Source organism: Ensifer sp. 38_S197 (genome assembly GCF_056924495.1).
The window spans coordinates 3,382,812-3,395,516 of sequence record NZ_JBXOVZ010000002.1; the positions used below are offsets into that span (position 1 = coordinate 3,382,812).

15 protein-coding genes are annotated in these 12,705 nt (G+C 63.3%); 8 read left to right on the top strand and 7 right to left on the bottom strand.

Going from position 1 to position 12,705, the window contains the following annotated elements; genetic code table 11:
- Positions 1-142 precede the first annotated feature (142 nt).
- The 3 genes from AC1Z3V_RS29520 to AC1Z3V_RS29530 all read left to right on the top strand — a co-directional run bounded on the left by AC1Z3V_RS29520 (position 143) and on the right by AC1Z3V_RS29530 (position 1,852).
- Positions 143-817 (top strand): spermine/spermidine synthase domain-containing protein, encoded by a 675-nt coding sequence (locus tag AC1Z3V_RS29520; protein ID WP_483503408.1) that lies wholly within the window; start codon positions 143-145, stop codon positions 815-817.
- A gap of 191 nt (positions 818-1,008) precedes the next feature.
- Entirely contained in the window at positions 1,009-1,365 is a 357-nt protein-coding gene (locus AC1Z3V_RS29525; RefSeq protein WP_483504177.1) for an ArsR/SmtB family transcription factor, read from the top strand.
- Positions 1,349-1,852: an SRPBCC family protein gene (locus AC1Z3V_RS29530; protein WP_483503410.1), complete on the top strand. Its 504-nt coding sequence runs from the start codon at positions 1,349-1,351 to the stop codon at positions 1,850-1,852. Before AC1Z3V_RS29525 ends, AC1Z3V_RS29530 begins: the two co-directional genes overlap by 17 nt.
- Positions 1,853-2,237: 385 nt before the next feature.
- Here AC1Z3V_RS29530 and AC1Z3V_RS29535 read toward each other — a convergent pair whose 3' ends face one another.
- A complete protein-coding gene (locus AC1Z3V_RS29535) occupies positions 2,238-3,365 on the bottom strand; it encodes an ATP-dependent DNA helicase (protein ID WP_173517113.1) in 1,128 nt (375 codons plus the stop codon).
- A gap of 505 nt (positions 3,366-3,870) precedes the next feature.
- On the opposite strand from AC1Z3V_RS29535, the gene AC1Z3V_RS29540 reads away from it, so the two are divergent.
- The 4 genes from AC1Z3V_RS29540 (at position 3,871) to AC1Z3V_RS29555 (ending at position 7,101) form a co-directional block, all read left to right on the top strand.
- On the top strand, positions 3,871-4,959 hold the full coding sequence (locus AC1Z3V_RS29540) for an AbrB family transcriptional regulator (RefSeq protein WP_483503412.1): 1,089 nt from the start codon (positions 3,871-3,873) through the stop codon (positions 4,957-4,959).
- Between the two features lie 381 nt (positions 4,960-5,340).
- Entirely contained in the window at positions 5,341-5,718 is a 378-nt protein-coding gene (locus AC1Z3V_RS29545) for a COG4315 family predicted lipoprotein (RefSeq protein ID WP_483503414.1), read from the top strand.
- Entirely contained in the window at positions 5,702-6,256 is a 555-nt protein-coding gene (locus AC1Z3V_RS29550) for an RNA polymerase sigma factor (RefSeq protein ID WP_483503416.1), read from the top strand. Before AC1Z3V_RS29545 ends, AC1Z3V_RS29550 begins: the two co-directional genes overlap by 17 nt.
- Positions 6,253-7,101, top strand: coding sequence for an anti-sigma factor family protein (locus AC1Z3V_RS29555; RefSeq protein WP_483503418.1), 849 nt, complete (start codon positions 6,253-6,255; stop codon positions 7,099-7,101). The genes AC1Z3V_RS29550 and AC1Z3V_RS29555 overlap by 4 nt, the downstream gene beginning before the upstream one ends.
- Before the next feature lie 38 nt (positions 7,102-7,139).
- Here AC1Z3V_RS29555 and AC1Z3V_RS29560 read toward each other — a convergent pair whose 3' ends face one another.
- From AC1Z3V_RS29560 to AC1Z3V_RS29585, 6 genes are all read right to left on the bottom strand, one after another.
- Positions 7,140-7,985 (bottom strand): glycosyltransferase family 2 protein, encoded by an 846-nt coding sequence (locus tag AC1Z3V_RS29560; RefSeq protein ID WP_429806728.1) that lies wholly within the window; start codon positions 7,983-7,985, stop codon positions 7,140-7,142.
- Positions 7,986-8,019: 34 nt separating this feature from the next.
- Positions 8,020-8,961: a glycosyltransferase family 2 protein gene (locus AC1Z3V_RS29565; RefSeq protein ID WP_429806726.1), complete on the bottom strand. Its 942-nt coding sequence runs from the start codon at positions 8,959-8,961 to the stop codon at positions 8,020-8,022.
- 187 nt (positions 8,962-9,148) lie between these two features.
- Positions 9,149-9,523: a nitrile hydratase accessory protein gene (locus AC1Z3V_RS29570; protein ID WP_483503420.1), complete on the bottom strand. Its 375-nt coding sequence runs from the start codon at positions 9,521-9,523 to the stop codon at positions 9,149-9,151.
- Complete coding sequence (nthB, locus tag AC1Z3V_RS29575; protein ID WP_483503422.1) at positions 9,510-10,169, bottom strand: nitrile hydratase subunit beta; 660 nt, start codon at positions 10,167-10,169, stop codon at positions 9,510-9,512. Before nthB ends, AC1Z3V_RS29570 begins: the two co-directional genes overlap by 14 nt.
- Entirely contained in the window at positions 10,166-10,810 is a 645-nt protein-coding gene (gene nthA / locus AC1Z3V_RS29580) for a nitrile hydratase subunit alpha (protein WP_483503424.1), read from the bottom strand. Before nthA ends, nthB begins: the two co-directional genes overlap by 4 nt.
- A gap of 197 nt (positions 10,811-11,007) precedes the next feature.
- A complete protein-coding gene (locus AC1Z3V_RS29585; RefSeq protein ID WP_483503426.1) occupies positions 11,008-11,601 on the bottom strand; it encodes a LysE family translocator in 594 nt (197 codons plus the stop codon).
- Positions 11,602-11,840: 239 nt separating this feature from the next.
- Between AC1Z3V_RS29585 and AC1Z3V_RS29590 the strand changes: the two genes are divergently transcribed.
- Positions 11,841-12,686, top strand: a complete 846-nt coding sequence (locus AC1Z3V_RS29590; RefSeq protein WP_483503428.1) for an aldo/keto reductase — start codon at positions 11,841-11,843, stop codon at positions 12,684-12,686.
- Positions 12,687-12,705 lie beyond the last annotated feature (19 nt).

Here is a 12,705-nt window from a genome sequence, read left to right on the forward strand (position 1 = left end):
AAATGAAGAAAGACCCAAGCCTTCTGGCAGCCGGTCGCAGCACCCGTTTGCGCGCAATTCTCTCCGCTTGACCGATAATGTGATGTCTTCAACGCCACGCTCATGTTACGAGGCGCTGAAACGACTGAAGTGAAATGCCCCGATGCTTCCCTGGATCCAGCTAGACCGCGCAACTATTCCCGGAGACGGTGACGAGTTGCGCCTGAAGCAGCGCGGCCAGGAGTTTTCTATCATGCTCGGCTCGACCGAGCTGATGAACAGCCGGCTGAGCGGTTCGGAAGAGGCACTGGCAACGCTCGCCTACGAGCGGATCGCCGGCGGCAAGAAGGTGAGCATGCTGATCGGCGGCCTCGGCATGGGGTTTACCTTGCGCGCCGCCCTCGGCGTGCTGCCGGACGATGCCAGCGTCGTCGTCGCCGAACTGGTGCCGGCCGTCGTCGACTGGGCGCGTGGCCCCATGGCGGATCTTCACAAGGGCACGCTCGACGATCCGCGCGTTACAATCCATATCGGCGATGTCGGCGCCCTGATCCGCTCGAAGACGGCCGCTTACGACGCCATCCTGCTCGATGTCGACAATGGCCCGGACGGATTGACGCGCCCCTCCAACGACAGCCTCTACAGCCATGCCGGCCTTCGCGCCGCCCAGGCCGCGCTTCGGCCTGGTGGCGTGCTTTCCGTCTGGTCGTCCGCGCCGGACAGCGCCTTTACCCGCCGCCTGCGCGAGGTGGGGTTTGCCACTGACGAGGTGAATGTGCGCGCCAATGGCAAGCGCGGCGGTGCCCGCCATGTGTTGTGGATGGCGACCAAAAGGTAGGTCCCACCCGCGGCCCGCCCTTCATTCGTGAAGCCGGCACGAGCTCCCGATCTTTCCCTGCCGGAGACCGTTCATTCGAGCTCATCAAACGCGGCGGCGGCAGCAAAAATCGTCGGTTGCGGATCAAGCGGACCTTCGAGCCGCTGATGTATGCTTGCGCTTCCTGCGCGAGCAGGCTAATACTGAACTACATGGTTCAGTATATCAGTCCTCCCCTCGATCTCTCGTTTGCGGCACTGTCCGATGCGACGCGCCGCGGGATCATCGATCAGCTTGGGCGAGGTGACGCGTCGATCACCAGTCTCGCGGATACGTTCCAGATGACGCTGACCGGCATGAAGAAACACGTCCAGGTTCTCGAGCGGGCGGGGCTCGTCGTCACGCAGAAGGTCGGGCGGGTGAGAACCTGCAAGCTTGGGAAACGCGGCCTGAAGGCAGAGGCCGAGTGGATCGAGGCGCATCGCAAGCTCTTCGAGGCCCGCTTCGAAGCATTGGACGAAATCATCAGCGAAATGCAGAAGGAGGGAAGCGATGAATCAGCAAGTTAACAATGCAGGCGGCGCGCAGAACCGCACGGCAGTCGAGCGCAAGGGCGATCGCGAACTCGTCGTAACGCGGACATTCAATGCGCCGCCGAGCACGGTTTACAGGGCTTGGAGCCAGCCCGAGCTGTTCCAGCGCTGGTGGGTGCCCAAATCGGTACCCGGCGTTTCGCTCGTATCGTGCGATATGGATGTCCGTACCGGCGGCAAATATCGGCTGGAATTCGGCACCGGCGGTTCGGACACCATGGCCTTTTACGGCAAGTATCTCGATGTGGTGCCGAACGAGCGCATCGTCTGGACCAACGACGAAGGCGAAGAGGGCGCAGTCACGACCGTGACTTTCGAGGACCAGGGCGGGAAGACGCTGCTGACTTTCCACGAAGTCTATCCGTCCAAGGAGGCGCTTGAGGAAGCACTCCAGGGCTCGGCGGCCGCATTGCCGGAACAGTTGGAGCAGCTCGACGAATTGCTTTCCGGCAAAGGCGAGTAGCGCGGGTCGGGAAACTCGCCTCGTGGGAACGCCTGCTCCTGGGAAGTGAGCCCACCCACCTTTTCGGCCGGCGCGACGGCGCATTTGCAGTCGAAATCGCGTCCGCCATGCTGACAAAAGGTCTCTCGCACATCGAACACCAGCTTGACCAGCGATTGGCAATGCCGCTGGTCTTTTGGACGCAGGATGGATCAGCAGATTGGCGCCACCATCTTGCGGAACCAGCTCGATGACACGGTCGCCCACCTCGCGCAACATCTGAAACCGAAGTGCTTCTCATAGGAGCTTCCAGTCACTTCCACGTCGTGCGCGTAAAGAATGATCCTGCTGATCGGAAACGTCGCCCCTCCCCGTCGGTCGTGTCCACCTCGATCAGCGAGATCGGTCAGCGAACGATGGTCAGTCGCTCCGCCGCGCGGGTGATGGCAGTGTAGAGCCAGCGCTCGCGGGTGTCGCGGAAGGCCCAGCTCTCGTCGAACAGCACGACGTTGTTCCATTGCGAGCCCTGCGCCTTGTGCACCGTCAGCGCATAGCCGTAGTCGAACTCGTCGTAGCGCTTGCGCGTTTGCCAGGGGATCTCCCCCTCGACATCCTCGAAGGCGGCCTTCAAGAGCTTGATCTTGGCGGCACCGCGATCCATGTCGTCGTCTTCCGGCCGGATCATCAGGTTGATGCCCGGCTTCACCGTTTCCTTCGACGAACTCATCACCTGCCACAGCGAGCCGTTGAGCAGGCCCTTGGCCGGATCGTTCCTGAGGCAGACGAGCTTGTCGCCGGACTGCGGATAGTCGCTGGTGAAGCCCTTGAGCTCGCGCAGGCGCTGGTTGTAGCGCCGGCGGGTCCTGTTGGTGCCGACAAGCACCTGGTCCGCTTCCAGCACCAGTTCCTGGTTCACCTGCCCGCGGCCGATCACCTGCGTGGTGCCGTAGTCGCCATGCATGATCTCGTTGCCTTCGCGCACCTGCATGGCAAGCTGGATGATCGGGTTGTCGCGCGCCTGGCGGTGAATGTCCGTCAGCAGATAGTCCGGCTCCTGGTTGGTGAAGTAGCCGCCGCCCGAAACCGGCGGCAATTGGCCGGGATCGCCGAGCACCAGGATCGGCGTGCCGAAGCTCATCAGGTCCTTGCCGAGCGCCTCGTCGACCATCGAGCATTCGTCGACGATGATCAGCGCGGCTTTCGCGACCGGGCTCTGGCGGTTGATCGCAAACATCGGCGCGATCGAGGTCTTGCCGGTTTCCTCGTCGGAAACCTCCTCCTCGCCGCGCGGTCGATAGATCAGCGAGTGGATCGTCTTGGCGTTGCTGGCGCCCTTGGAGCGCAGCACCTGCGCGGCCTTGCCGGTGAAGGCGGCAAACAGCACCTCGCCATCGACATGTTCGGCAAAATAGCGCGCAAGCGTCGTCTTGCCGGTGCCGGCATAGCCGAACAGCCGGAAGAGCGGCGAGCGGCCCTCTTTCAGCCACTGCGAAACGGCCTTGAGGGCCTCATCCTGTTGCGGTGCGAACTGCATGAGGTTGAGTGTCAGGATTCGGGCGGCACAAGCAAGCCCGGATTTATGGGCTGCGCGGATGCCGGGACGGCAGTTTGGAAGGCGCTTCTCGACAACTGAGGAAATTACCACGCAAAATCAATGTGTTTTCGCCTGATCGCGGCCATCCGGCCGTTCGGATCGGAGATGTTTTGTTCACGTTTTTTTCTCATAACCGGCCGTCGATCACACGGCCGCGGCGGCGCTCCGCTCATTTGCGGCTGCCGATGGCTGTGGCACTTTCTTGCCGTGCCCCTTGAATGCAACGCCGCATTGTTGCTAACGAGCGGGACGGGATGGCGCCGCGATCCTGCCGCTGCATGTTTCCTTAAATCCACTCTGATCTAAGGAAACCTGCAGCAACTCGAAGCGCTGCGGCGACCTTTGCGCGTCCCGCAGACGCGCGTGAAGACCATCGCTCGAAGCCCGTTAAGGCCGGCCACGAATGGCCGCTCCCGCCTTTTCCGGGCCATGCCGGAGAATGCCCGTGACGACCGACAAGTCCAAAGCCGCGTCCCCTCCGGAAAAGGTCGGCATCGGACGGCTGCCGCCGTGGCTGCAATGGTGCCTGCTTTCGGCCTTGTCGCTCGTGCTTGCCACCTGTTTCGAATTCGTCGGCATTCCCGCCGGGTTGCTGATGGGGCCGATGCTTGCGGCGGTGCTCGTCGGCCTGAACGGCGGCACGATCCGCCTGCCGCGACAGCTCTTCTTCTGCGTGCAGTTCATCCTGGCCATGATGATCGCGGGCGCCATGACGCCGGGCATGCTCGCAACCTTCTCCGGCAACTGGCCGCTGTTCCTCGCCGTCATCCTTTCGGTCATCGCCGTCAGCACGCTCTGCGGCTGGGTGATCACCCGCATGCGCATCCTGCCGGGCACGACGGCGATCTGGGGCTCTTCCGCCGGTGCCGCCTCGACGATGCTTTTGATGGCCGACGCCTACGGCGCGGACGCCCGCCTGGTCGCCTTCATGCAATATCTGCGCGTGATCTTCGTCGCCAGCACCGCGACCGTGGTGGCGCATATGTGGGTCACCGGTACGGAAGCCGAGCAGACCACCCATTGGTTCGCACCGGTCGCAGGCCTCCCCTTCCTCGAGACCATCGCCGTCGGGCTCGGTGCTGCCCTTGCCGGCCGCTTTCTGCGCGTGCCGGCGGGCGCCTTCCTGCTGCCCTTCCTCCTCGGCGCCGTGCTGAACGTCACCGGCGTCATGACCACCGTGCTGCCGCAGTGGCTGCTGGGGCTCTGTTATGCCCTGCTCGGCTGGAATATCGGGCTTGGCTTCACCCGCCAGATCCTCATTCACGCGCGCCGCGCCCTGGTGCCGACCGTCCTCTCGATCATCGTTCTGATCTCCTTCTCGGGTCTGCTCGCGGTGCTCCTGATCAAGGTCGTCGGCATCGATCCCCTCACCGCCTATCTCGCCACCAGCCCCGGCGGGCTCGACTCGATCGCGGTCATCGCCGCCTCCAGCAACGTCGATCTCTCCTTCGTCATGGCGCTGCAGACCGCCCGCCTGCTGATCATCACCATGATCGGCCCGGCGCTCGCCCGCTTCGTCGCCGACCGGGCTTGAACCGCTCGACGTCTACACGCCTGGCGGTGCCTACAGCGCCGCGCGTCTTATTAGACGCGCAATGGTCGCTGTCCTTAAACCGAGGTCGATTTGAGGACAAAGACATGCAGTAGCGGCCAAAAGGCCGGCCAAAACTGCCACCAGTTTTCCGGGAATAAATCCGCCGCGCACCGTGTCTCACGGTCGGATCTGCAAGCACGCGGCTCTTACGGAAACGGGACTAGGGCATCCCGCTTTCAAGTAGCATCACTTGAAAGCGGGAAGATGCTCTAGAATCGAAGTCCTGGAGCGACCTTGGTGCGTTCATCTGAACGCACTGCGCTCTAGGAGGCATTCGCCCGTTTCCGGATACGAAAACCATCTTGAGGAAGGACAATTGCCATGAGAACGTTTGCATTGACGATCGCCATGCTCCTTGCCGCCGGCGCCACGGCCTTTGCCGCGCCACCGGTCAAGGAAGTCGAATCGGCCAAGGGCAAGGTACTGGCCGGCGAAAACGGCATGACGCTCTATACCTACAAGGACGACCATGGCGGCAAGTCCAGTTGCTATGACAAGTGCGCCAAGAACTGGCCGCCCTTCCTGGCGGAAGCCAGTGCCAAGGCAGAAGGCGCCTATACGATCGTCGAGCGCAAGGACGGCAAGAAACAATGGGCGAAGGACGGCATGCCGCTGTATTTCTTTGTCCAGGACAAGAAGATGGGTGACATTACCGGCGACGGTATGAAGAAGGGCGAATGGAATGTCGCCAAGCCGTAATGGCGGAAATACGGATGCGGGGGGCGATTCCCCCGCATCCGACCGGTTCGAAGAGGATGTGCTGGCACTCGTGCCGGCGCTGAGGCGCTATGCCCGCAGCCTCGTGCGTTCGGACCCGGACGGCGAGGACCTGCTGCAGGATTGCGTGGAGAAGGTGCTGGCGCGCCGCGCGCAATGGCGCGGCGTCAATCTGCGCGCCTGGGCCTTCACCATCATGACCAATCTCGGGCGCAACCGGCACCGTTACCTCGCCATGCACCCGCAGGTGGCGCTGGATGAGGATCTGGGGCTCGAGGCAGAGAACCGCGAGAGCGATCCGCTCGAGCGCTCCAAGCTCGAACGGGCGCTGAACGGCCTTTCGGCCGAAAACCGTTCGGTGCTCATGCTCGTGGTGATCGAGGGGTACCGCTACCAGGACGTGGCCGAGATGATGGCCATTCCGATCGGCACTGTCATGTCGAGGCTCTCGCGCGCCCGGCGCCAGTTGGCCGAAGCCATGAAGGACGACAATGTGATCAGCATGCGGAGACCGAAATGACGGAAGATCTCAACACCGTCTCCGAAGACGACCTGCACGCCTATGTCGACGGTCTCTTGACCGCGCGGGAACGCGACCGGATCGAGCAATGGCTGGAGCGCAACCCCGCGCGTGCCGAAGAAGTCAGGCAATGGCAGGCGCAGGCGGTGGACCTCCGTGCGCTCTTCGCCGGTTACGCCCGCAGCGACGCACGCGATCGCGCCTTGCTCTCGAACAGCAGCCACGGCGATCTTCCGCAACCGAACCCGGACAAGAACAACGGCAAGGACACAGGCTCCGCCATCCGCCATCTGCGCGCCGTCGCCGCCGGTCTCGCACTTTTTGCCGCCGGCGGGCTTACCGGCCTCTATGCGCCCGCGCTGCTTTCGGCCGATCGCGACAACCGAGCGATCGAGACCGCCGACAGCCTGCCGCGACAGGCGCAATCGGCCTTCCTGGTCTATGCCAGCGAAGTGCGCCACGCGGTGGAAGTCGGCGCCGACGAACAGAGCCATCTTGCCAGCTGGCTCGGAAAACGCCTCGACCACCCGCTGTCGATCCCCGATCTCTCCTCGCTCGGCTTCTCCCTGGTCGGCGGTCGGCTGCTGCCGGTCAACGGCAAGGCGGGGGCGATGTTCATGTATGAGGATGGCACCGGACGCCGGCTGACCGTTCTTCTCGGCCGCAACGACGACAACCGCGAAACCAGTTTCCGCGTCGACAGCGCCGACGGCGTCGAGACCTTCTATTGGATCGACGGCCCGATCGGCTACGCCGTCACCGGCGAGGTTCCGCGCAACCTGCTGCAGCAGGTGGCCCGCGAGTGCTACCGCCAGTTTGACAGGGGCGAGGCGACGGGAAGCTGAGACGGCGACGTGCCGTCTCACTTGCGCATTTCATCCGCTCAAAAGAAGCCGAGCAGCTTGTAGCGGGTCTTGCGGCGCGCGTCGTTCCAGAACATGCGGAACAGCAGGAACCGCGTCCACGGCGACATCGGCGGCAGCTTGTCCTTCAGCCGATAGCAGCCGACCGTATATTCCCAGCGCTGCGCAAATTTCTCCCGGAAGGTTTTGGCCCCATAGCGCTGAACCGATCCCGAACCCTCGATGAAATGGAACTCTGGCCCTTCCACATAGGCGACGAGATCGCGCACCACGAACTCCGTGATGATGTAGGAGGCACCGGTCCAGGGGTAGCTGAACTCCGCATAGCGGCGGAGCAGGATCTCCAGGCTGCCCTCCGCGCGATAGATGCCGTACACCCATTCCGACGGATAGCTGAGATTGCGCGGGATTTTACCGTCGCGGATGCGTTGGGCAAAATTGAAGACGTCGCGGTTGGGGGTGGCAAGGCGCCCCTTGCCATTGTTGATCCGCCTGACGTCCGAAGCCCCCAGGAGCTTGGTCTTGTCCGCTTCGAGCGCTGCAACGAGGCGCGACAGGTAGTCGAGCGTCGAATAGTCGTCGCAAGCCCGGAGGCAGAAATATTCGCCGAGCTCGGTACCGAGGCGGAAGCACTTGAGAAAGTTCTCGTCGGCGTCGAGATGCACTTCGTTCTCGAGCACCTCGAAACGAGGATCTTTCGCCGCGAAGGCTCTGGCGATCTCCAGCGAACCATCGGTCGACCGGTTCTCGACGATGATGGCGCGAAAATCCTTGAAATCCTGATCCGCGATGCATTGCAGGCACTTTTCCAAGGTCTTCGCCCCATTGAAGACCGGAAACAGAACGACGAGTTTCGCCTTCCCCATTCTCACTCCAAGCTATTTTTTTCCGGGCGGCGTGTCAGGCGCGCTCAAGCCGCGTTATGAATCCGAGATCCAGCAATTGTCTCGATCCGGTAAAGCGTACCGATACGTCCGACGTCAATTGCAGGCCGCCGTTATTTGCAATGCTCTCCTTGATCTTCACATAGACGGCGGAGGCATCGAAATATTGGCCGCCTGCCGCCGCCGCGTCGACGACCTCGGCATAATCGGCGAAGAACTTGAAATGCAAGAGCACGCCCATGGCGGCCGGGAAATTCCTGTCATAGGGCAAGGGCTGGTGGATGCTGGGGCCGAAGCAGCATTCGCGGTCCCAGAAGATCAGCGGATATTTGACCATCTCCAGGTCGGCGCCGAACTTGCGCCGGCGCGGTCCGCCCTTGACGCAAAAGGCCCGCTTCATCGCGCACATCGTATAGCCGGCAGCGTCGAAATGATCGGCAATCTCCCAGGGAGCCTGCTGCTGCAGCTTATCGACGTCGGCGCCCTCCAGGTCGACCGGATACATGTCGAGCATGGGGGCCAGCAGGCGGCGGGCGCCCATGCGCTCCAGCACCGGAATGAGCCAGCCGAGCCCGCGTTCCTCATAGCCGTCGTAGACGAGATACTCGTCGGAATCGACATTGACGTACCAGCGGCCGGTGCCATAGCGCTCAAACAGCGTCTCCCGCCACTCGCGCCCGCGCCGCGCCTCCTTGAACCGAACGATGGACGACCAGACGTCGACGTCCGGCTGCGCCACCAGATAGTCGCGCGTGCCGTCGGATGAGACGTCGTCGACGCAGATGAAGCGCGTTACCCCGAGCTTGCGGTAATGCGCCAGGAACGACGGCATCAGCTTGAGGTCGTTATGGGTGATGAACATCAACGGGATATCGTCGGACGCCAAGGTCGCCGGCCCCCGCGCGTTGAGGCACGTCAACTCGTGCCGGCGCTTCTTTTTCCTCTCGCGCCGGGCCATCCTTTTCGTTTCCAGCCATGTGCTGAGACGTTGGAGCGGCGTTCTTCCGAATACGTTCGCCGCCGCCTCCGTGGAGGAAAAAGGATATCGCGTTTCACCCACGGCAAGCCCCGGATCGTTTAGCTTAGCAGCCTCTACGTGAAAATCCGGCTGCGATCAACTTGCCATTCCGGCCGGAGCTTCGACGTCAGGGGCGCTCAGGATCGTTGGCGAGCGCGATCGGCTGGCCATGCGGCGTCGCTTCCGCCGCCCGCTGCCAGCTCCGCGTCAGATGTTCCAGTTCACGGCCGGAGGCGATCGAGAGTTCGGTGACGAGGCGCGAGAGAGCGGCCACCCAGCAGTCGTAATAGTCGCTGGCGTCCGCCTTGCGGCCGGGCTTGTAGAGTTCGGCCGAGAGCGCCTCGGCCCATTCCGGCCAGGAGAACACGCCCTTTTCGTGCAGGCGCACGGTCATGGCAAAGGCGTTCGCCTGCCAGGGCTCGGCGAAAACCGGATCACCCTCCGGCGATTTCGGCAGTTCGGCCGAGGCAATGAGCGGCGACACCACCTTACACGTGTTCAAGATAGCTCTCCCAGGCATCGATCGAGACCGTCAGCGTCGGGTCGGCGCCCTGGCCCCAGATCTCAGCCCCGTCGAAGACGACGGTATAGACCCATTGCGGATTTTCGCCGCGGCCATGGGCGTTGTCATCCGGAAAGACGAAGGAGCCCTGCACCGCCTCCACCCGGCCGAGTTTGGCGCGGGCGTAGCGCGGCAGGCGCGTATGGGTTTCCGGATTGAAATTCTTCGTGCGCACCGGGTCGCCGACGGCAAAGCGCGGCGCGGTCTCGACCGGACGGTCGCAGGGGCCGCCCTTGGCGAGCACGCCGGCAACCATGTCGGCCTTCAACACCCGCTTCGGGGTCGCCCCCTGTTCCAGCCTGTGGCCGCCGTCGAGTTCGGCCTGGCTTACGAAACCGTGGCGCTTCAGCAGCGTCTCCAGCGCCCGCGTCCAGATCTCGTAGTAGCTCGCCGAGAGATAGGTCGCCGGCGGCAGGCTTTCGCGCGCATGCCGGCTTTCGTCGATCGTCCAGGCGCCGAAGGCACCGCAGGAGAGCGTGATGCCGAGCGCCCGCTTCTCCCATTCCGCATGGAAATAGGGTTCGTTCTTTTCCGGCGCCACCGGCCCGAGGCCGTGGGCGCCGCCGAGATCGTGCGGGCCGTTCATCGAAGCGCCTCCGCGGAAAGCGCCAGGCCGGTGCCGATCATGGAATCGCGCGTCACCAGTTCCGCCAGCTCCTCCTCGCTGAAGCCTTCGGTGCCCGCCGGCCGTTCCGGCACCACGAGATAGCGCAGTTCCGCCGTCGAATCCCACACACGGATACGGGTCGCCTCCGGCAGCGTCACGCCGAATTCCGAAAGCACCCCGCGCGGATCGATGACGGCGCGCGAACGATAGGGCGGCGCCTTGTACCAGACCGGCGGCAGGCCGAGCACGGACCAGGGGTAGCAGGAGCAGAGCGTGCAGACGACGATGTTATGGGTGTCGGGCGTGTTGAACACGGCGCGCATATGCTCGCCCTGGCGGCCCGTGAAGCCAAGGCTGGCGATCGCCTCCGTGGCGTCACGCTTCAGCCAATCGGCGAATTCGGCCTCGACCCAGGCCTTCGCCACCACGCGCGCACCGTTGCGCGGGCCGATCCTCGTCTCATAGGTCTCGACGATCGCATCGATCGCCGCCGGATCGATCAACCCCTTCTCGGTCAGCACCGTCTCCAGCGCCTTCACCCGCGCTTCCATGTCGGTGAAATGGTTGTCGTGGTGGTGATGGTCGTGATCGTGGCCGTGGCCATGATGGTGTTCGGACATGCCTGGCTCCTCCGCCGGGAAATCGCTGTCATTACTACTGCATGTCTCCTTAAATCGAGCTCGATTTAAGGACAAAGACATGCAGCAAGTCAAAGTGCTACAGCGACCTTTGCGCGTCTCAGAAGACGCCCGGCACTGTAGTGCAGAATCGCGCCCGCCGAAACCGGCGGGCAGCTCCACGGCCTTCCGGCTTTTCTCTATTTCAGCATCGGCCAGAGGCTGACGACGAGCAGCACCGCCATGGTGATGTTGAACCATTTCAGCCGCGACGGCTCGGACAGCCATTGGCGGAGCGCCGAACCGAAGCCCGCCCAGGTGGAGACGCTCGGCACGTTGACAAAGGCAAAGACGAGACCGACGACGAGAACGCTCATCAGGTAGCTCTCGCTGCTGGTATAGGTCGCCATGGCCGAAACCGCCATGACCCAGGCCTTGGGATTGACCCATTGGAAGGCGGCCGCCTGCAGGAACGTCATCGGGCTGGAACCCGCCTTGCCCTCTCCCAGCGAACGCGAGGTCCCGATCTTCCAGGCGATCCAGACGAGATAGGCGCCGCCGGCAAATTTCAGCGTGGTGTAGAGCAGCGGCACGGAATGGAGCAGCGCACCGAGGCCGAAGCCGACGGCGATCAGAAGCACGAAGAAACCGGCGCCGATGCCCAGCATATGCGGCACGGTGCGCACGAAGCCGAAATTCACGCCCGATGCGAAGAGCATCATGTTGTTCGGTCCCGGCGTGATCGATGTGGTGAAAGCAAACAAAAACAGCGCCAGCAGCGTATCGGCCTGCATGGGTCTCCTCCGGACTAATTGGGTCAGCATAATTGACCTATTGGCCGGCACCAGCCGCGAACTTGTCACCATGACATATTGACGAAGCGCATTATCAACGACTTCACGCGAGATTAGCCGCCTGCAGCGCAAGAGAGCTTTGCTTGAGGACATGGGCTCGAAAGCGCGCCACTTTGCGCTAGATTGCCGGTCGGACCGGACGACCGCCGTCCGACCTATTCGCCCGCGAGGAGAACAGCATGCACGATTCCATCCCGACAACGACGCTGCCCGATGGCAGCCGCGTGCCCGTATTGGGGCAAGGCACCTGGCGCATGGGCGACATGGCCTCGCGTGCGGCAGACGAGGTGAAGAGCCTCCAGCTTGGCCTCGATCTCGGCATGACGCTGATCGATACCGCAGAAATGTACGGCAACGGCGCCTCGGAACGGGTCGTCGGCGAAGCGGTGCGCGGCCGGCGCGACGAGGCCTTCATCGTCAGCAAGGTGCTGCCGTCGAATGCCAGCCGGCTCGGCACCGAGGCCGCCTGCGAGCGCAGCCTGAAACATCTCGGCGTCGACCATATCGACCTCTATCTGCTGCACTGGCGCGGCGGCTATCCGCTGGCCGAAACGGTTGCGGCTTTCGAGGCATTGAAAAAAGCCGGCAAGATCCGCGCCTGGGGCGTCTCGAATTTCGACGTCGACGACATGGAGGAACTTCTGTCGGTGCCGGACGGCAGACACGTCGCCGTCAACCAGGTGCTTTACAACCTCTCGCGCCGCGGCATCGAGTTCGACCTTCTGCCCTGGTGCCAGCAACGTGGCATCGCCATCATGGCCTATTCGCCGCTCGACGAGGGCCGGCTCCTGCGCAACTCCGATCTCATCCACATCGCCAAGGCGCACCAGGCGACCCCGGCCCAGATCGCCCTCGCCTTCCTCAAGACCCGCCCGGGAGTGATCTCTATCCCGAAGACCGGCTCGGCGACACGCGCCCGCGAAAACCGCGACGCGATGGATATTCACCTGACGGCGGACGACCTCGCCGACCTCGACCGCGCCTTCCCGCCGCCGAAGCGCAAGCGCTCGCTGGAGATGATTTGAGCGCTGGCCGCGCAAGCGG

Excerpts from the sequence above, each read along its gene's own strand:
- AC1Z3V_RS29520 (WP_483503408.1), top strand. The coding sequence starts at position 143 with ATGCTTCCCTGGATCCAGCTAGACCGCGCAACTATTCCCGGAGACGGT.
- AC1Z3V_RS29525 (WP_483504177.1), top strand. The coding sequence starts at position 1,009 with ATGGTTCAGTATATCAGTCCTCCCCTCGATCTCTCGTTTGCGGCACTG.
- AC1Z3V_RS29530 (WP_483503410.1), top strand. The coding sequence starts at position 1,349 with ATGAATCAGCAAGTTAACAATGCAGGCGGCGCGCAGAACCGCACGGCA.
- AC1Z3V_RS29535 (WP_173517113.1), bottom strand. The coding sequence starts at position 3,365 with ATGCAGTTCGCACCGCAACAGGATGAGGCCCTCAAGGCCGTTTCGCAG.
- AC1Z3V_RS29545 (WP_483503414.1), top strand. The coding sequence starts at position 5,341 with ATGAGAACGTTTGCATTGACGATCGCCATGCTCCTTGCCGCCGGCGCC.
- AC1Z3V_RS29550 (WP_483503416.1), top strand. The coding sequence starts at position 5,702 with ATGTCGCCAAGCCGTAATGGCGGAAATACGGATGCGGGGGGCGATTCC.
- AC1Z3V_RS29555 (WP_483503418.1), top strand. The coding sequence starts at position 6,253 with ATGACGGAAGATCTCAACACCGTCTCCGAAGACGACCTGCACGCCTAT.
- AC1Z3V_RS29560 (WP_429806728.1), bottom strand. The coding sequence starts at position 7,985 with ATGGGGAAGGCGAAACTCGTCGTTCTGTTTCCGGTCTTCAATGGGGCG.
- AC1Z3V_RS29565 (WP_429806726.1), bottom strand. The coding sequence starts at position 8,961 with ATGGCCCGGCGCGAGAGGAAAAAGAAGCGCCGGCACGAGTTGACGTGC.
- nthB (WP_483503422.1), bottom strand. The coding sequence starts at position 10,169 with ATGAACGGCCCGCACGATCTCGGCGGCGCCCACGGCCTCGGGCCGGTG.
- nthA (WP_483503424.1), bottom strand. The coding sequence starts at position 10,810 with ATGTCCGAACACCATCATGGCCACGGCCACGATCACGACCATCACCAC.
- AC1Z3V_RS29585 (WP_483503426.1), bottom strand. The coding sequence starts at position 11,601 with ATGCAGGCCGATACGCTGCTGGCGCTGTTTTTGTTTGCTTTCACCACA.
- AC1Z3V_RS29590 (WP_483503428.1), top strand. The coding sequence starts at position 11,841 with ATGCACGATTCCATCCCGACAACGACGCTGCCCGATGGCAGCCGCGTG.